16 protein-coding genes and 1 pseudogene are annotated in these 19,816 nt (G+C 37.2%); 16 read left to right on the top strand and 1 reads right to left on the bottom strand.

Features of this window, described 5'->3' with window-relative positions; all coding sequences use genetic code 11:
• Window positions 1–19: 19 nt before the first annotated feature.
• Window positions 20–769 carry a DeoR/GlpR family DNA-binding transcription regulator gene (locus tag M4I44_RS10870; protein WP_249967304.1) on the bottom strand — a complete coding sequence of 250 codons (750 nt, stop codon included), beginning with the start codon at window positions 767–769 and terminating at the stop codon, window positions 20–22.
• A 225-nt stretch (window positions 770–994) separates the two neighbouring features.
• On the opposite strand from M4I44_RS10870, the gene M4I44_RS10865 reads away from it, so the two are divergent.
• From M4I44_RS10865 to M4I44_RS10790, 16 genes and pseudogenes are all read left to right on the top strand, one after another.
• Entirely contained in the window at window positions 995–4,054 is a 3,060-nt protein-coding gene (locus M4I44_RS10865) for a SusC/RagA family TonB-linked outer membrane protein (protein ID WP_249967303.1), read from the top strand.
• Window positions 4,055–4,069: 15 nt separating this feature from the next.
• Entirely contained in the window at window positions 4,070–5,347 is a 1,278-nt protein-coding gene (locus M4I44_RS10860; RefSeq protein ID WP_249967302.1) for a RagB/SusD family nutrient uptake outer membrane protein, read from the top strand.
• A gap of 168 nt (window positions 5,348–5,515) precedes the next feature.
• On the top strand, window positions 5,516–6,337 hold the full coding sequence (murQ, locus tag M4I44_RS10855; protein WP_017495501.1) for an N-acetylmuramic acid 6-phosphate etherase: 822 nt from the start codon (window positions 5,516–5,518) through the stop codon (window positions 6,335–6,337).
• Window positions 6,338–6,484: 147 nt separating this feature from the next.
• The gene (locus M4I44_RS10850; protein WP_249967301.1) at window positions 6,485–7,990 is read left to right on the top strand and encodes a sodium:solute symporter; all 1,506 of its coding nucleotides are present in this window, start codon (window positions 6,485–6,487) and stop codon (window positions 7,988–7,990) included.
• Window positions 7,991–8,357: 367 nt separating this feature from the next.
• A complete protein-coding gene (locus tag M4I44_RS10845) occupies window positions 8,358–9,566 on the top strand; it encodes an anhydro-N-acetylmuramic acid kinase (RefSeq protein ID WP_249967300.1) in 1,209 nt (402 codons plus the stop codon).
• 15 nt (window positions 9,567–9,581) lie between these two features.
• Window positions 9,582–10,850: an acyltransferase family protein gene (locus tag M4I44_RS10840; RefSeq protein WP_249967299.1), complete on the top strand. Its 1,269-nt coding sequence runs from the start codon at window positions 9,582–9,584 to the stop codon at window positions 10,848–10,850.
• Window positions 10,851–11,365: 515 nt separating this feature from the next.
• The gene (locus M4I44_RS10835; RefSeq protein ID WP_249967298.1) at window positions 11,366–12,937 is read left to right on the top strand and encodes a glycoside hydrolase family 10 protein; all 1,572 of its coding nucleotides are present in this window, start codon (window positions 11,366–11,368) and stop codon (window positions 12,935–12,937) included.
• On the top strand, window positions 12,924–14,246 hold the full coding sequence (locus M4I44_RS10830; protein WP_017495506.1) for an MFS transporter: 1,323 nt from the start codon (window positions 12,924–12,926) through the stop codon (window positions 14,244–14,246). Before M4I44_RS10835 ends, M4I44_RS10830 begins: the two co-directional genes overlap by 14 nt.
• A gap of 23 nt (window positions 14,247–14,269) precedes the next feature.
• A complete protein-coding gene (locus tag M4I44_RS10825) occupies window positions 14,270–14,611 on the top strand; it encodes a hypothetical protein (protein ID WP_070907089.1) in 342 nt (113 codons plus the stop codon).
• A gap of 143 nt (window positions 14,612–14,754) precedes the next feature.
• Window positions 14,755–15,204: a GNAT family N-acetyltransferase gene (locus M4I44_RS10820; protein WP_017495508.1), complete on the top strand. Its 450-nt coding sequence runs from the start codon at window positions 14,755–14,757 to the stop codon at window positions 15,202–15,204.
• Window positions 15,205–15,212: 8 nt separating this feature from the next.
• Window positions 15,213–16,820, top strand: a complete 1,608-nt coding sequence (locus tag M4I44_RS10815; RefSeq protein WP_371923012.1) for a glycoside hydrolase family 3 protein — start codon at window positions 15,213–15,215, stop codon at window positions 16,818–16,820.
• 137 nt (window positions 16,821–16,957) lie between these two features.
• Window positions 16,958–17,596: a peroxiredoxin gene (locus tag M4I44_RS10810; RefSeq protein WP_017495509.1), complete on the top strand. Its 639-nt coding sequence runs from the start codon at window positions 16,958–16,960 to the stop codon at window positions 17,594–17,596.
• Window positions 17,597–17,833: 237 nt separating this feature from the next.
• Window positions 17,834–18,142: a co-chaperone YbbN gene (locus M4I44_RS10805; protein WP_007805605.1), complete on the top strand. Its 309-nt coding sequence runs from the start codon at window positions 17,834–17,836 to the stop codon at window positions 18,140–18,142.
• A gap of 102 nt (window positions 18,143–18,244) precedes the next feature.
• Complete coding sequence (locus M4I44_RS10800; RefSeq protein ID WP_017495510.1) at window positions 18,245–18,502, top strand: hypothetical protein; 258 nt, start codon at window positions 18,245–18,247, stop codon at window positions 18,500–18,502.
• A gap of 423 nt (window positions 18,503–18,925) precedes the next feature.
• Window positions 18,926–19,422: pseudogene (tpx, locus tag M4I44_RS10795) on the top strand (thiol peroxidase).
• A gap of 9 nt (window positions 19,423–19,431) precedes the next feature.
• On the top strand, window positions 19,432–19,806 hold the full coding sequence (locus M4I44_RS10790; protein ID WP_017495512.1) for a diacylglycerol kinase: 375 nt from the start codon (window positions 19,432–19,434) through the stop codon (window positions 19,804–19,806).
• The last annotated feature ends 10 nt before the right edge of the window (window positions 19,807–19,816 follow it).

Genomic DNA, 19,816 nt, shown 5'->3' with positions numbered 1-19,816 from the left:
GCACAATCATGCAATTCCATTAAACCATCCGTACTCCTGCTTCTATAAAACCTTTGATTTTGGGACTTTTAGAATTGAGATCGGTAACGATAGCATCCACTTTATCGAGACCACAAACCTGATGTGGCATTTTGCCATTAATTTTATCGGAAGTTGCAAGGACAATTACCTTATCAGAAGCTTTAATCATTTCTTTTTTGATGATCGAAACTTCGTAACCCATTTCGGTAAGTCCCTGATTAACATCTAAACTACTCACTCCCAGAAAACAAACATCGGCTTTGATTTTAGACAGTACCTGTACCACATCGATACCCACGGTTACCATGGCTTTTTTCTGCAGTTTTCCACCAATAAAAATCAATTCGATATTCGGATGCTGTGACAATTGCATGGCAATAGGAAGGCTGTACGTATATATGGTAGCCGAAAAATCAATTGGAATGAGTTTACAAAAAGACAAATTGGTGGTTCCTCCGGTCATGATAATCACCTGACCTTCATTAAGAAACGATAAGGCTTTCTGCCCTACTATTCTCTTTTTATCTTCATTGATTATATATATATCAAAAACGTTACTGGATTTCTCCTTTATGGGAAAAGCGGCACCGTATACCTTATTGATCAGGCCTTTGTTGTGCAATTCGTTAAAATCTCTGCGTATGGTATCCTCAGAGATACTGAGCTCTGTGGCAAGATCGATCGTGTTTATCTTTTCGACAATCTTGAATTTATCCATGATAAACTGATGTCTCTCTTTCTTAAGCATTTTAACTTTTTTGAACAAATATAAAAATATATTGCATGATCATGCATGATTATTAAACAATTATTTCAAAAACACCTCATAAGAACCTCACAGCACCTACAAAATCATAATTTGATGCGTTTTTATGCGTTTTTTAATATTTTAATTAAATATATTGCAAAAATTTGCATTTATAAAAAATAATTCTCTACATTTAAAATCTCTAACCAAACAAATATTTTAAAAATGAAAAAACTATTCTTTTTATTTGGAATTATTTTGTTTGCGCAGCCCATTTTTGCGCAGTCAAAAACCGTAACCGGTACGATTATCAGTACTACCGACGGACTTTCTCTTCCAGGAGTATCCGTTTTGATCGAAGGTACTTCTAAAAGCACTACAACTGATCTGGACGGAAAATTCAGCATCACTGCAAATGAAAACGAAACGCTCGTTTTTAGTTTTGTAGGATTTGCTTCGAAGAAAATCAAGGTCTCAGCAAACACGACTACAATCAACCTTAAAATGACCGAAGAAACGAACGCTCTTTCTGAAGTGGTTGTACTGGGTTCCACCGTACGCGCTACCCGTAAAGAACTCGGAAATGCCGTAACCAGTTTAAAAGGAGAAGATTTAGTTAAAGCACAGCCCGGAGGTCTTTCTACGGCGCTGCAGGGAAAAATTGCCGGTGCTCAGGTTTCTCAAAACTCGGGTGATCCAGCCGGAGGTTTCAGCATCAAACTGAGAGGAACTTCTTCGATATTAGGTTCTTCAGATCCATTATATGTTATTGATGGTGTGGTTTTAAACAACGCCACTACCAACGTAACCAACCTAAACGTGACTACCGGAAACTCTAACATGCAAATTGGTCAGAACAGATCTGCGGACATTAATCCTAACGATATTCAAAGCGTTGAAGTCTTAAACGGAGGTGCTGCCGCAGCCATTTACGGATCAAGAGCGGCCAATGGTGTGGTTTTAATTACAACTAAAAAAGGAGTCGCAGGAGAAACCAGATATACCTTTTCAACCAGCGTGACTTCTAACCAAATTCGCAAAAAACTGGATATGAATATGTCTGACAAGCAGTTTGTAAGTACTTCACCTGCCCTGTTCCCAATTCAGGGAAATCCTGCGAGTCCAACTACAGTAACGGTTTTAGGCAGAAACCTTGAAACCAGAACAACTAATGTACAGCGACATGACTATCAGGATGATATTTTTACTACGGGTGTCGGAACTGATACGTATTTCTCCCTACAAGGCGGAGACGAGAAAACCAAATATTTTGCTTCTCTTGGTTATCTGGTAAACGAAGGAATTATAAAAAATACCGATTTTAAAAGATCGGGTGCCAAAGTGAGATTGAAACATGACTTCAACTCAAAACTATCCGCTACAGTGGGATTAAATTATGTAAACTCCAGTTCGAATGAAAAACCGGACGGAAACGTCTTCTGGAGTCCGATTAACGCGATCAACATCACCAATAATATCTACGACATCAATCAAAGAGACGTAAATGGCAATCTTTTAGCTGTTGATCCAAACAGGGTGAATCCACTTTCGATTATCGAAACTTTCAAAATCAAACAAAATACGGATCGTATTATTTCGGATTTACAATTGAACTACACACCGTTTAAAAATTTCAATGCCGATTTGATTTTTGGTATCGACAACTACAATCAGAGAGGAAATGTCTTCATCCCTAGATATCCGTATATTGTGAATCCGGCTTACTACAATGACGGGTATGTTTCTGAGGCTACTAACAGAGTGGTACAATTTAATAACGATTTGAACTTAAGATACCTTTGGAACATTAACGATAAATGGAAAGCTACTACTTATGGAGGTTACAATGTGCAGACGTATCGCGATAATTTTGCAGCAGTTGAAGGACGTAACTTAAAACCTTTTATCGAAACTATCAATGCTTTTAATACTTTGATTCCGGGTTCGCCAAGTTCCAGTCAGTCCAAATATAATTTATGGGGATATTATCTTCAGGAAACTGTTGGCTACAAAGACAAATTATACCTTACAGTTGCAGGAAGACAGGATGCTTCGACTATTTTTTCGAGTGCTAACCGCTCTCAGTTTTATCCAAAAGCAAGTGTGAGTTATGTATTTTCAGACGAACCCTTTATGCAAAACATTCACGATGCTGTAAGCTCTGTACGTTTTAGAGCTTCATGGGGGAAATCAGGAAGTTTAACCGCGATTAAACCTTATGCCCGTTTTACCAATTATTCTACGGGAACACTTTTAGGAAACAGTGCTTTTACGATCGAAGGATTCAAACAAGGAAATCTGGATTTAAGACCGGAACAAAGTGTTACGTATGAAATTGGAGGTGATTTTGGTTTCATCAAAGACCGTCTGAATTTATCTTTCAGCTATTACAATGCCGATATTGATGACTTGTTATTGCCGGTTCAGTTGGCGGCTTCTGAAGGCGCAACGAATACGATTAAAAACATCGGACAAATGAACAACAAAGGGTTCGAAATCAATTTGAAATACGATCTGATCAAAAAAGAAAACCTACACCTTGATGTGTTTGTAAACTACAGCAGCAACCGAAACAAAGTAACAGGATTACCACAAACTCGTTTCAAACTGGACAGTAACTTAGCAGGAGCTCCTGTTTTTGTAGAGATGGACAAACCTATCGGAATATTCTACGGAACTTATTTTGCCCGAAATCCTGATGGAAGTTTGTTGTTAACTCCAAGCGGATATCCACAAACCGAAAAAGGAGATGTCAATACCGGAGCACCACAAAGAGATGCTTCAGGACAGCCAACCGGAACTATTCTGAACAAACAAATTGGGAATCCAAACCCGGATTATATTATAGCTTTCGGAGCCAATCTGAATTACAAAAAATTTGGTCTTTCTGTATTGTTTGACGGTGTTCAGGGCGTAGACGTTTTTGATGCCGATTACAGAACCCGACAAGGTGTAGGATCAGGAAAAATTGTGACTCAGGAACTTAACGGTGAATTACCACGTGGGTACATCTGGTCGGTTTATAATGTGGAAGAATTTAGAGTGGTAGACGGAAGTTATCTGAAATTAAGAGAAGTTTCACTGAATTATTCTTTCGGAAAATTAAACAAATTCTTTGACGATCTGACGGTTACAGCCAGTGGAAGAAACCTGATTTCGTGGGATCACTTTACCAGTTTCGATCCGGAAACCAACTCAGGCGGACAGTCTTCGGTTGCGAGATACAATTTTGGAACCGTGCCAATTCCAAGTTCTTATTCCTTGGCGGTAAAAGTTCAATTCTAACCAAATTAAAACATCATGAAAAAAATATTCATCCCTATAGTAGCCCTTACAATGCTTTTAACAAGCTGTAACGAAGATTATCTAGACCCTACCAAGCCCTCTCAGGAATTAGTTTTTGGAACCCGAGAGGGAGTTATTGGTGCTGCCAACGGACTACAGCTTCTTTGGAGCGTTGACCGAACAAGCCCCGTTTACAACACCATTACCGGAAACGGATTTACCACAAAAGAACTGCGATTGCTAAACGCCGGAAATGTTGACGAAGGTGAACTTTCTGTGGGCGGCGGCGTACTTTCGACCAAAAATCAGGTCGTAAACAATCTGTGGTCACAGTGCCTTGTCATTAAATCTGAATCGCAAAAAGTAATCGATAATGTCAACGTATTAACTTCAGATACCGAAAAAGCCAGTGTTATGGTTCATGCTTCTATTTTTAAAGCAATGGCACTTACCACTCTGGTACAGTATTTTCAAAGCGTACCGCTAAAAACAGGTAAAAACGCCACATTTGATTCCAGAGCAGATGTATTAACCGAAGCCATCAAAATTTTAAAAGTAGCAGAACCACTGCTGGACAAAGCGACCGGAGCAACAGGATTGGTTACTAGCATTAATTACAAAAATACCGTTTATGCCTTATTAGCCAGAACGTATCTGATGGCAGGAGATTACGACAACGCCATTACCTATGCCGGTATGGTTGACCTGTCTGTAAAATCGGTTTTTGCTTTTGATCAGATTAGCGCCAACCCTATTGCTTATATCTCGATCACGACCAACAATGTTTTTCAGCCTGTTGATCTGACTTTGGGATTGCCTGCAGCTTTAGCTCCTTCAAACTCAGACGGAAGGCTGAATTTTTACATCAAACCGGGTTCAAATCCAACTGTTGCCACAGGATTCTTTGATTCAAATACCAAATCGATTCCACTGTATTTACCGGGCGAAATGATGCTGATTAAAGCCGAAAGTTATGCCCGAAAAGACAATTTACCGCAAGCACTTATCGAACTCAATAAGGTTTTAACCAAAACAGCCGGAGCAGATACTTATGGCATTGGTGCTAATCTTCCTCCATATGCAGGAGCCGTAACCAAACCGGCTATCTTAACCGAAATTTACCGCAACCGCTGTATCGAAATGTACATGTCGAGTCTAAAACTGGAAGACAGCAGAAGATTTGACCGTCCGGGAGCAGGAACAGCCGGTGCCGAAAGAAACCGAAACTGGTATCCTTATCCGGATTCTGAACGAAACAACAATACGAATACTCCTGCTGATCCGGCTATTTAAAAATTGTCGGTCTTCGACTTCGCTCAGACTGACAATTTTAATTTCGCTCAGACTGACATTCTCTGATTATTATTTTTTGATTTCCAAACAATAATCAATGACCGTTAAGCAATAAACAGCTTAACGGTTAAACAAATAAACGATTAAACAATACTACAGCTATGTATTATGAAAAATAAAAACCCCGAAACCGAACAAGAGTCCCTTTATAAAAATCTGGATCAGATGAGCACCAAAGAACTGCTGATCAACATGAATACAGAAGATCAAAAGGTACCTCATATTGTTGAAAAGCAAATTCCGAAAATTGAAAAACTGGTCAAAGCCATCGTGAAAAAAATGCAGTTGGGCGGACGATTATTTTATATTGGTGCCGGAACTTCAGGGCGTATTGGAATTTTAGATGCTTCTGAATGCCCTCCTACTTTTGGAGTATCCCATGATATGATTATCGGAATTATTGCAGGAGGTGATACCGCCATTCGAAAAGCCGTAGAAAATGCCGAAGACGATACCGAGCAGGCCTGGAAAGATTTGTCGAAACATCAGATCTCGAGTCTGGATTTTGTTATCGGAATAGCCGCTTCCGGAAACACTCCGTATGTATTGGGCGGACTTAAAAAAGCCAAAGAAAACAATATTAAAACCGGAAGCATTTCCTGTATCAGTAAAGGACTGATTGCCGAAGTTGCCGATTATCCGATTGAAGTTGTGGTTGGCCCCGAATTCCTGACCGGAAGTACCCGCATGAAAGCAGGAACAGCACAAAAACTAACTTTAAATATGATTTCAACTTCGGTTATGATCAAATTGGGAAGAATCAAAGGCAACAAAATGGTCGACATGCAATTGTCTAACGAAAAATTAGTTAAAAGAGCTATTAAAATGATCGTGGAAGAACTTCAAATTGAACACGATCTGGCAGCTGAACTGTTAGAGAAACACAAAAGTGTGAGGGCTGTTTTACAGGCAAACAACGCTAAGAAATAAACTCTTTACTACTATGGTGAATAAATTTCCTGCAAAGTTTATGTCATTTCGACCAAAGGGAGAAATAACAATATTGTGTTTAATGGACCTTTTATCAAGCTCATGAACAACTTAAAAAAATAATCTCATCACTAATCTAAAACCAAAATGTCTTCAAGCACCATCTTAATCTTCATCATCGTATATTTTGGCATACTATTACTGATTTCTCAAATCATCAGCAAAAAAGGACAGGACAACGATTCGTTTTTCAAAGCCAATAAAAACTCCAAATGGTATTTAGTAGCTTTTGGAATGATTGGCACTTCGCTGTCCGGACTAACGTTTATCTCCGTTCCGGGTGAGGTTGGGTCTCCAAACGGAGAGCAGTTCAAATATTTTCAGTTTATATTGGGACAGGCCGTAGGGCTTATTGTAATTGCAAAAGTATTACTCCCTTTGTATTACAGAATGAACCTTACCTCGATATACAGCTATATCGAAAAAAGAATGGGAACAAACAGTTACAAAACGGCTGCCTCTATTTTTCTGGTAAGCCGTACCATCGGTTCTGCCTTACGCTTTTATTTGGTTGTACTTGTACTGCAGCGTTATGTTTTTGACTACTATCACATTCCGTTTCCGCTCACCGTATTTTTAGGTCTGACCTTTGTTTTTTTATATACTTACCGAAGCGGCTTAAAAGCTATTATTATCACAGACACTTTACAGACTTTCTTTTTGGTGTCCTCAGTTTTTATTACCATCTATTTTGTTTTAAACAGTTTAGATTTAACCGTTTTCGAATCGGTTTCAGCAATTCGAAACAGTAATTACTCTAAAACTTTTTTCTTTGATGATTTCCTGACCAATAAATATCATTTTGCCAAGCAATTTTTAGGAGGGTTACTAATCATGATTGCGATGGTAGGACTGGATCAGGATTTAATGCAAAAAAACATCAGCTGTAAAAACATTAAAGAAGCGCAAAAAAACATGTACACTTTTACCGTTATTTTTGTCACGATCAGTCTTCTTTTTTTAAGTCTTGGAGCTTTACTGTATATGTATGCTGCAAAAAACAACATTTCTGTACCGCTGGATTTAGTAACTAACAAACCCAGAACCGATCTTCTATTTCCGGAGATTGCGCTGAATCATTTGGCTACTGTTCCCGCTCTGGTATTTTTATTAGGAATCATTGCAGCCACTTTTGCTACAACCGACTCTGCTTTAACAGCTCTGACCACTTCTTTTTGTGTTGATTTTCTGGGAATGGATAAAACCGAAAACATTTCAAATCCTAAAAATGTAAAACGAAGACATGTAGTGCACCTCGCCTTTTCGTTTCTGTTCTTTTTGGTCATTATAGTTCTTAATTCTTTTAACGACAGTTCTGTTGTGGCTTTAGTTTTCAAAGCAGCTTCTTACACTTATGGGCCGCTTTTAGGTTTGTATGCTTTTGGATTACTTCAGAAAAACAGAATTGTAACTGACAAACTGGTACCTTGGTTTTGTATCGTGGCTCCCATTTTAACTTATGTACTAAGCGAAAATTCCAAAGCTCTTTTCGGTTATGTCTTTGACAATGAATTGATCCTTATAAATGCACTAATTACCTATACAGGCCTTTATTTTACCAGTAAAAAAACCGACGAAAAAATATACTTTTAAGCCGATTAATGCCAAAATACTCTAATTTTAACCCATTGGATGTAAAGAAAAAAATATTTCAACACACTGGACTATAACTCTAATTTAAATCTGCTAAATCTGCTAAATTTGCGGGCTAACTTTTTTCACGCAGATTTAGCAGATCAGGCAGATAAAATGAGAATAAAAAGATTTACTCACATTATTTTACTTAAATATCAATGAGTCTAAATGTTTTTTTTAACATTCAGTTATGTGTACTGATGCAAGTGAAACGCCTTTTACACAACAAGTAATACTATGTTTCTATGTGTTAAAAACAATTATACCCAAAGAGTTCATTTTCTCACTTTTATTATTCAAATCGTCTTTATAAAATTCAATTTTCATGAATAAAAATATAAACGCACTGTACCAAATTGCTAAAAAAGAAACCCGCAGCATTATTGGGTTAATGTCCGGCACTTCGCTTGACGGGCTCGATATTGCCTTATGCGAAATTTCAGGTTCAGGGCAAAATAGCACTGTCAGAATCGCTCAATTTGAAACCATTGATTATTCGGAAGAAATTAAAATCGAAATCCGTAAAGTTTTTGCGAAGAAAGAAATTGATTTTCAACATTTGGTGATGCTCAACGAATGGATTGGAATTTTGCATGCCGAAATGATTAACGATTTTCTGAAAAAACGAAATATTCCCTCCGCCGAAATCGATTTGATTGCTTCACACGGGCAAACGGTTCTGCATGCTCCTAAGTTTTTACACCAACAGGAAAAATTTCCAAACGCCACTTTACAAATTGGCGATGGCGATCATATTGCCGTAAAAACTGGTATCATTACCCTTTCCGATTTCAGACAAAAACACATTGCAGCAGGTGGTGAAGGCGCTCCGTTAGCCGTTTATGGTGATTATTTTTTATTTGGAAAAAAGGGCGAAAATCGCATCATGCTCAATATGGGCGGTATTGCTAATTTTACCTTCTTACCTGCTTCATTAAATCCCGAAGAAACTTTCGTAACCGATACCGGAACCGGAAATACCCTGATCGATCTTTTTACAAAACAGTATTACCCTGAAAAAAGTTACGACAAAGATGCCGAAATAGCCCGAAAAGGAACTGTAAATCAGTTATTGCTCGATCATTTAAAAGACGATGCTTTTTTCCGTCAGGAATTTCCAAAAACAATAGGTCCGGAGCTTTTTAGTGCCGAATACGTAAAAGCAGCCTTGGCCAGAAGTTCCTCTGAAACCATTTCTGCTCCCGATTTACTGGCCACTTTAACCCGTTTTAGCGCCGAAACGATTGCCGAAGCCATTCATTATGCCGTAAACAACTCCACCGACAAACTGGAAGATTTCAAAATTTACCTGTCCGGCGGAGGCATGCACAATCCTTTACTGGTGCAATGGCTTAAAGAATTGTTGCCTTGCGATTTTCACAAAACAGATGAACTGGGTATTTCAGGCGATGCCAAAGAAGCCGTTTTGTTTGCTATTTTGGCTAATGAAACTATAGCTGGCGAAGATTTTAATTTTGGCTCACACAAAGGAATTCCATCCGTAACCATGGGGAAAATTTCGTTACCTGATTAAATAATACACCAAAAAATGAAAGACCGTATCATTTCAGTTGATGTTTTAAGAGGCCTTACCGTCTTATTAATGACCGTTGTAAACAATCCGGGAAGTTGGGATTATGTTTACCCCATTCTCGATCACGCAAAGTGGAACGGCTGTACCTTAGCCGATCTCGTTTTTCCGTTTTTTATACTTGTTGTCGGAATTGCAATTCCTTTGGCCATGCCCATTAAACAGGACAAGCCCGAAAACATCTTAAAAATAATCACGCGTTCTCTGCGCATCATTTGCCTGGGATTTTTTCTGTATTTTTTCAACAGCATTTATTTTCTGGGACTTGACGGATTTCCGCTTCTTATAGTACGTTTAATTCTCGCTTTTTTAGTTGGATATGCTTTAATTGGGAACTTCAACCTTAAAATTAAAACTATTTTAGCGGTTGGTCTTTTCATTATTTTTCTTGCTTTAGCTTATGGCGGACACGAAAATTTCCGCGATGTCAGACTTCCCGGTGTACTACAGCGCATCGGAGTTGTTTATCTGCTGGTTTCACTCGTCTATTTAAAAACAAACGTAAAAACCCAAATCATTCTGAGTGCTCTTATTTTATTGGGCTATTGGGTGATCATGACACTGGTTCCGGTTCCCGGAATTGGTCCTGCAAACCTGGAACCGGGTACCAATTTAGCATCATGGCTCGATAGTATTTTACTCAAAGATCACATGTACATCGCTACCAAAACCTGGGATCCGGAAGGAATTTTGAGCACCGTACCCACTATAGCAAACGGATTGATCGGACTATTAATAGGACAATTGCTTCTAAAACCCATACCCAAAACCGAAATTGCAAAAAAAATGGGAATCCTTAGTGTTGCGCTGATTATCTCAGGATTACTGTGGTCTCTATTTTTTCCTATAAATAAAGCACTTTGGAGCAGTTCATATGTTTTATTTACTGCCGGGATCGGTTTGTTTATCCTCACCTTGATCTATTATGTAGTAGATATACTCAATCACAAAAAATGGACAACTTTTTTACTCAGCTGGGGCGTAAATCCAATGATTGTATTTTTTGTTTCCGGCATACTGCCTCGTACACTTGCGATGATTAAAATTCAGAATCCTCAAAATATTTCCGAGACTATAAACGTTAGAGACTATGCGTACCAGTACTGGATCAGTCCTCTTTTTGAAAATCAATTGTTATCGTCTCTTACCTATTCTGTACTGTATGTATTACTATGGAGTTGTGTTTTAGGATATTTTTACAAAAAAAGGCTCATTTTTAAGGTATAATCTCTTTTGATTTTAGGATTTCTGATAAACGATTATTGATTTACAAAACTAAAACTAATGTCCGGCTGAGCGGAGTCGAAGCCCCTCTCGTTCTCGTTGACCTGTCTTCGACTCCGCTCAGACAGACAGTTTCGATTTACAAACTATAAACTATAAACTATAAACAACATATTATAAACCCTTTAGATTTAAAAATTCTGATAAACGATTATTGATTTACAAAACTAAAACTAATGTCCGGCTGAGCGGAGTCGAAGCCCTTCTCGTTCTCGTTGACCTGTCTTCGACTCCGCTCAGACAGACAGTTTCGACTTTGCTCAGACAGACAACTTTAATTTACAAACTATAAACTATAAACCATAAACAGTAAACAATTTCATTCCGTTTATCAACCCTCAATTAAACGAATAAACGATGAAACAATTAAACATTCCCCTTAAATTACTATTCTAAAATTATAATTTCTTATACTCATCTAAAAAAACTATTTTTGGTTTCTGTTAAAAAAGATTGAAATGCATAAAAATCAGCAACTATTATTCTCTATTCTATTTTTATTTTTCTTCGGATGGAAATCCGATGCACAGGAAAAAACACTTTACCCTAAAAACGAATTTAGAGGGGTCTGGATTGCAACTGTGGTCAACATCGACTGGCCTAAAACGGCTAAAGACAGCGTAGAAAAAGAAAAAGCAGACTATCTTGAGATTTTAGAAGCTTATAAAAAATTAAACTACAACGCCGTAATAGTTCAGATTCGAAGCGTTGGAGATGCTTTATATCCAACAGAACTCGCACCATGGTCCCGTTTCCTGACAGGGAAAGAAGGACAGGCACCCAATCCGTATTACGATACCTTGGCCTGGATGATCGAAGAAGCCCATAAAAGAGGGTTTGAATTTCACGCCTGGCTAAATCCTTATCGCGCTACTTTCGACCTGAACAAACAGCAGTTAAGTCCCGATCACGACATTTTTAAACATCCGGAATGGATGATTGAATACGCCGGAAAAATATATTACGATCCTGCATTACCTGAGGTTCAGGAACATTTAACCAAGGTGGTAAAAGAAGTAGTTGACAAATACGATATCGATGCCATTCATTTTGACGATTATTTTTATCCGTACACTGTTCCGGGAAAAACCTTTAACGATACCGCTTCCTACAAAAAATACGGAGCCGGGTTAAGTCTTGGTGATTGGCGTCGTGCAAATGTGAGCAACTTTGTACACACCATTTCGACCATGATCAAAACCAGTAAACCATGGGTACAATTCGGAATCAGTCCATTTGGAGTATGGCGCAATAAATCTCAGGATCCAAAGGGTTCCGAAACCCAATCGACTTCCAATTACGACGATTTGTATGCCGATCCTGTTTTATGGATGGACCAAAAATGGATCGATTACATCCTGCCTCAATTGTACTGGAGTATGAACAATCCAAGAGCTTCTTATTCAAAATTGGTCAAATGGTGGTCAGAGAACTCTAATAATACTGCGCTTTATATCGGACATGCCTCTTATAAAATCAGAGGAGACAATGACAAAAGCTGGAATTTTGCCAGCGAGATTCCAAATCAGATTGATTATGCAAGAAGCTTCAAAAAAGTAAGTGGAAGTGCTTATTTCAGTTCCAAATGGTTCATGAACAAAAACTTTGATATCGTTCGTCTTTTAGAAGAAAATCAATATAAATATCCGGCACTTCCGGCTGCAGTTCCTAATTTAAAGCACATTATAATCGATACACCGGTTTTCAGTGAGTATTCAAAAGACAGTAGTAAATACACGTTCACGATCAAAAGTCCGTTGAATACAAAAGTGCGCTACATCGTAATTTATGGCGGAGATCATGTTTCGAAAGTCGACATTAATGACGCTACAAAAATTATCGATAAAATTACCGTGTACGAAGTAAACGGAGTAATTTCATTCAGCATTCCTGCCGAAAAAATAAATCAATACAAAGCCTGCGCCGTAACCTTTATTGATTATTATGCCAATGAAAGTACGCCCGCAGCTATCGACCTAAAAAAACCATTTAAACCTTATACCCCTGCCCAGCCAAATGAAAATAGATAATAAACCATGGTTCTGGATTCCGTTTCTAAATTTCGCATCTGGATTACCCTATGCTATAATTATCTCCGTTTCGGTAATTATGTACAAAAATCTGGGAATATCAAACGAAGATATTGGCATCTACACCAGTTTATTATACCTGCCTTGGGTGATAAAACCACTTTGGAGCCCTTTTATTGAGTTGACAGGAACTAAGAGAAAATGGTTTTTATCGATGCAATTGCTCATCTCCATTGCTTTTTTAATCGTTGGATTCACCATTCCAACAAGTGGTTTTTTCATGATGACTTTAGCCATTTTCTGGGTTGCTGCTTTTGCATCAGCCTCCAATGATATTGCCAGTGATGGTTTTTATCTATTGGTTTTACCCAAAGAGCAGCAATCTTTTTTCTTAGGAATCAGAAGTACCTTTTACAGACTTTCGATGCTTGCCGGAAATGGATTAATTGTTTTACTTGCCGGTTATTTAGAACATAAATATGGCGACAATACCAAAGCCTGGTCCTATACCATGATTATTGTTGGTTTATTGATGACATTTATTACCCTTTATAATTTCATTTTTACGCCAAAAGAAGAAATAAACACCTTAGAAAGTACTGATAAAACACATCATCAAAACTTTGCAACCATATTTACCAGTTTCTTTCAAAAAAAACAAATTGGAATAATTCTCGCTTTTATCCTTGTTTTCAGACTTGGTGAATCTCAATTACTTAAAATGTTGAGCCCTTTTTTATTGGACGGAAAGGAATTAGGCGGAATGGGATTAGATACGGAAGCTGTTGGAATAATTTATGGAACTCTGGGGATTTTTGCTTTAACTGTTGGAGGAATTTTAGGCGGAATCGCACTTTCTAAACATGGTCTTACCAAATGGATGCTTCCTATGTTTTTGACCATGCATCTCCCTATTCTTGGTTTTATCGGATTGGCCCATTTTCAACCACAGGATATTTTCCATCTTCATATCAATTTATATTTTTTTGAAATTAACTCTCCTTTAAATCTCTATACCTGTATTACTGTTATTCTGGAACAATTTGGATACGGTTTTGGTTTCACAGGTTTTATGATGTATTTAATTCATGTTGCAGAAGGAGAATCAAAAACCGCACATTATGCACTTGCGACCGGTTTTATGGCATTAGGAATGATGCTTCCGGGAATGCTTAGTGGCTTTATACAAAAATATTTAGGTTATGAAAACTTCTTTATCTGGGTCGTAATCGCCACAATCCCGGGTCTTATTTTATCTCGTTTTTTAATATTCCCAAAAGATTTTGGAAAAAAGTCTGAAGAAGTTTAACCCCCAAATCGAACATCTTACCTATGGAGATCAATGAAAATTTACAGGCCGAACGAAACCTGAAAGCAATTGAATTGGAAAAAGCAGGAGAAACGGAGAAAGCAATTGCCTTATACGAACAAAATATCAACGAAGGTTTTAAAGGAAATCATCCTTACGACCGATTGGCAACCTTCTACAAAAATCAGATTGATCTCGATAATGAGATTCGGGTTTTAGAAAAAGCCATTGTTGTTTTTGAAAAAATTACACTCGAAGACCGACTCGAAGGTTTGCCGAAACTCTTCCGTTTCAAAAACCGACTCGAGAAAGCAATTGAAACTAAGAAGCAATTGGCAAAACAAAAGAAGGCAAAACTGAAATAAACAAATATTTTAAAATTAAGCGTAATTTTCTTTTCACCATTAAGAGATTAAGATAATAAAGCTCAGCTTGGCTTAATTTACTTAATATCTTAATGGTAAAAAATAAAAGCAACTTGGTTTTATTTTACTCAACTTTTTGAATCATGATCAAACTAAAACGAACAAACTCTGACGACACTGATTTTAGAAACCTCGTAGTTTTACTGGATCAGGATTTAAAAATCAGAGATGGAGACGACCATGCCTTTTACAATCAGTTCAACAAGACCGATCTCATCAAACATGTTGTCGTTTTTTATGAAAATGATATAGCAGTTGGTTGTGGTGCTTTCAGGGAAAAAGAAAAAGATACGGTCGAAATCAAACGCATGTTTGTACATCCGGATTTCCGCAAAAGAGGAATTGCTTCTCAGGTGCTGGCAGAACTGGAACAATGGGCTAAGGAAATTGAATACCGTTATACGATTTTAGAAACCGGTAAAAATCAGCCGGAAGCCATCAGCTTATACCAAAAATTAGGCTACACTATCATTCCAAACTATCCTCCTTACGAGAAAATGGACAATAGTGTTTGTATGAAAATGACTTTATAACAATGAAAATGACAGCACAAGCATTAAGACAAAAAGTGGGACAATTCTTTTTTCCTGCAGTTTTTATAAACGATACCGAAGAAAACATTCAGGAAACTGAACGTTTAATAAAAGAACACAACATTGGCGGACTTACCTTTTTCCACAGCCGTGCCAGTGCCGCAACAAACTACGAGAGCAAGAAAAAAGTTGTTTTTAATGACGACAGCTATCAAAAAATAAAAGCCCTGATTGTTCGTTATCAAAACGCTGCCACTACCCCCCTCCTAATCAGCATTGATGCCGAATGGGGCTTGGCCATGCGCATTGAAAAAACACCGCAGTACCCGTATGCCATTACGTTAGGCGCCTTACCGGAAGATAAATCGAATCTGGTTTATGAAGTGGGTAAACAAATTGGTTTAGATTTAAAAGCTGCCGGGATTCACTACAATCTTTCTCCTTTAGCCGACATTAACAACAACCCGAACAACCCCGTAATTGGCTATCGTTCTTTTGGTGAAAACAAAGGAAAAGTAGCCCATTTTGCTGTAGAATATCTTAAAGGAATGTCTGAAGTCGGAATTTTAGGCTGCCTGAAACACTTTCCCGGGCACGGCAATACCAATGTCGATTCGCATTTGGGGTTACCGGTTTTAAGCGAGACTTTAGAAGAATTACTTGAAAACGAGCTATACCCTTTTATTAAAGGTATTGAACACAATGTCGATTCGATTATGATCGGACATTTAGCAGTTCCAAGTTTGAACGAAGGAAAAAATACTTCAGCAACTTTATCAAAACCTATTATTGAAACACTTTTACGAGAAAAACTAGGTTACGATGGTCTGGTCATTTCTGACGCGCTGAACATGCATAGTGTTTCTAAATTATACGAAACCAAAGGAGAATTGGAATGGGAAGCCTTTAATGCGGGGAATGATGTTTTATGTTTCGCCGAAAATGTACCCGAAGGAATCGAAGCCATTCTTAAAAATGCTTCTCCGGAACGTATTGAAGAAAGTTCCAACCGAATCATCAAAGCCAAGCAAAAAGTTGGAATCCTAGCCGAAAATCACTTTACTTCAGGTGAACTAAATTTCGAAAGAGCATCAGCTTTAAACCTTGAAATTGCTCAAAATTCCATCACAAAAATCATTGATAATTTCAGTATCGAACAGGTTTTTGAAGCACAAAAAAACAACCAGTTAGCCAAATTAAGTTTATACAAAAACACGAAAAATCCATTTTTTCAGACTTTAAATACCGTACTAAATTCAGCAGAATTTGCTTTTGAGAATGCCGAAGATTCATCCATTTCAGAAATCAAAAAAGGTCTGGAACCATTCGGAACAGTTATTATTTCTTTGTTTGTTCCTAAAGCAAAACCAATGAATAATTTCGAAATCGATGATGAAGTTTTAGAATTGCTTTCTGACCTTCTTGAAACCAGAAAGTGCCTGCTTTACGTTTTCGGAAATCCTTATGTTTTGCCAATAATTCCGAATCTTTCTAAAGCTTCCCGAATTATTCAGGTGTATCAGGATTTCGAAGAATTTCAAAAAAATGCAGGAATTCAATTTCTTGAAAATAATATTTGCAGAGGAAACTTACCCGTAAATATTGACATCCAATAACTTACAAAAATCAAATAGCAACACATAATCAAAAACTATCATCTAATAAATATTAATAATTACTTCTTATTGTAAGAATACACACTTATGCCCTACTTTTGCACCAGAAATAAATTTTTAACTTTAAAACGAAAAATATGTCTTTAGTAGGAAAAAAATTCCCAAGTATTGCAGTTGATGCTATCTCTGAAATGGGTGATAATTTAAAAATCAACATTTTTGAAGAAGCAGTAAACAACAACAAAAAAGTATTATTGTTTTGGTACCCAAAAGATTTCACTTTTGTTTGCCCAACTGAATTACACGCCTTCCAAGCTGCTTTACCAGAATTTGAAAAAAGAAATACTATCGTAATCGGAGCTTCATGTGATACAAACGAAGTACACTTTGCATGGTTAAACACACCAAAAAACAATGGTGGAATCGAAGGTGTTACTTACCCAATCTTAGCAGATACAAACCGTAACTTAGCTAACATTTTAGGTATTCTTGACATCGAAGCTACAAGCTACAGCGAAGAAACTGATTCAGTTATCATCGAAGGTTCAAACGTACCATACAGAGCTACTTACTTAATTGACGAAACTGGAAAAATCTTCCACGAAAGTGTTAACGATATGCCATTAGGACGTAACGTAAACGAATATTTAAGAATGGTGGATGCTTACACTCACATTCAAACTAAAGGTGAAGTTTGTCCTGCAAACTGGGAAGCCGGAAAAGAAGCAATGTCTGCTGACAGAATCAGTACTGCTGAGTATTTGAGCGCAAACTAATTTTTTTTTATAAAGGTACAAAGGTTCATAGGTACAGAGTAGCAAAGGTTTCGCTACTTTATAAAATTTAAATTTTTATCCCTTTGAACCTTTGTTTCTTTAATACTCCTCTTAAAAAACACAAAGAATCTTATTGATCTCAAACAACAAATCTAATTTGTTGTATTCTTCTATACATTTAAAAAGAACTTTGAGCCTTTGAACCTTTGCCACTTTGAACCTTAAAAATATAAACAGATGTTAATCGACTTAAACGAAGATACGTTAGCAGATTTAGTTGCTAAAAACGAAAAAGTAGTAGTGCAATATTCAGCTTCATGGTGTGGAAATTGCCGTATTATGAAACCAAAATTCAAAAAATTAGCCACAGAAAACGAAGCTATCACTTTTGTTTTGGTTGATGCTGAAAATTCACCGGAATCAAGAAAGTTAGCCAATGTAAGCAACCTGCCTACATTCGCAACCTTTGTAAACGGACAATTGGTTGGGGAAACTCAAACCAACAAACAAGAAGTTTTAATCGACTTGGTAAACGCGATCGCATAATATATAGATTGTTAGATTGTTAGATTTTTGGAAAGTTAGATTGTTATACCTTATCTAAAAATCCAATAATCCAATAATCGAGTAATCTAAAAATCTAAAAAAATGAAATTACCCGTAATAAAGCAGTTAACCCAATTTATCGAAGAAAACGATCAGGATTATATCATTGAAACTATCGAAGTTTTAGAAGCGATGACTGAAATTCCGTCTTTAAAAGATGAAGAATTAGATGTAATTGGCGAATTAATTTCGAATATGTATGGTGCGCTTGAAGTACACAAAATGGTAGTTCAGGGCACTGATAAAAAAGAAGCTCTAAATGCGTTTATGAAACGTGTTTTAGGTTCCATCGATAAATAATCGAGCATACAAATAAAAAAAACATGACAAGGGAAAGCGTTTCAATTTTGAGGCGCTTTTTTTAGTTTTCAGTTTTTGATCGTAGTCCCGGTTTACAGTCCCGGTTTGCAGTCTCAGTTTACAGTCACACTCTCAATTTAATCCACGAGTGTCCTCCTGAGCGAAGTCGAAGGAGACCCAAGCGATAGCGAATAGGCGAAGCAGATCACACAAGAAACTCTACAATCAAAATTACCACTTTTTATCGATTCCCTAGTGCGATTTATCCTTCGTCGAAATGATATACTTTGTGATACATCCAAAATAATTCGTGAATTCGTGGCTATTAGCCCCACCTTAATCTCTCCTTAAACCCATCAACAAATACTTTTAGATTCGAATATTAATCCTTACTTTTGAACCTCATTAATTTAAATAAAAATCATGGCTTCAATAACATTGGGAGGAAATCCTATTCATACTTCAGGCGAATTACCAACAGTTGGATCACAACTAGCTGATTTCAAATTAGTACAAAACGATTTATCAGTTGTTTCTTTAAGCAATTTTGCAGGAAAAAAACTGGTTTTAAATATTTTTCCAAGTATCGATACCGGAACTTGTGCTACATCTGTTAGAAAATTCAACGAAAGTGCCAGCAACTTAGAAAACACAACTGTATTGTGCATTTCAAGAGATTTACCATTTGCACAAAACGTTTTTGTGGTGCTGAAGGATTAGAAAATGTAGTTAACTTATCCGATTTTCAGGCGGGAGATTTTGGAAAAACAAACGGTTTAGAAATTGTTGACGGACCTTTGGCTGGTTTACATTCAAGAGTAATCATTGTAGTTGATGCTAATGGAAAAGTAACGCACACTGAACAAGTAGCTGAAATTGCAAACGAACCAAATTACGAAGCAGCTTTAGCAGCACTATAATATCTTTAAATGGAATTTCAAAAAGACAATACCTTTGTTACCGGCCGTCTAAAAAGTATGACCTATGCTTTTAACGGAGCGGTAAAATTAATCAAAACAGAACACAGCATTATGGTTCAATTCTCTCTGGGAATTATCATGACCATTGCCGGGTTTTACTTTCATATTTCACAAACCGAATGGTTGTGTCAAACATTAGCTATAGGCCTCGTTTTAAGCGTTGAAGGTTTGAATACGGCAGTAGAAAAAATTGCCGATTTTATTCACCCTGATTACAGCAAACGAATCGGTTTTATTAAAGATATTGCAGCCGGAGCGGTATTTTTTGCCGCGATGACAGCAATCGCAATAGGCTTAATCATTTACATCCCAAAATTTATATAGGCAACAGGAA

It is taken from the genome of Flavobacterium sp. B183 (assembly GCF_023539155.1).
GTDB classification, from domain to species: domain Bacteria; phylum Bacteroidota; class Bacteroidia; order Flavobacteriales; family Flavobacteriaceae; genus Flavobacterium; species Flavobacterium tructae.
This window is presented reverse-complemented; position numbering and strand designations above follow the sequence as displayed.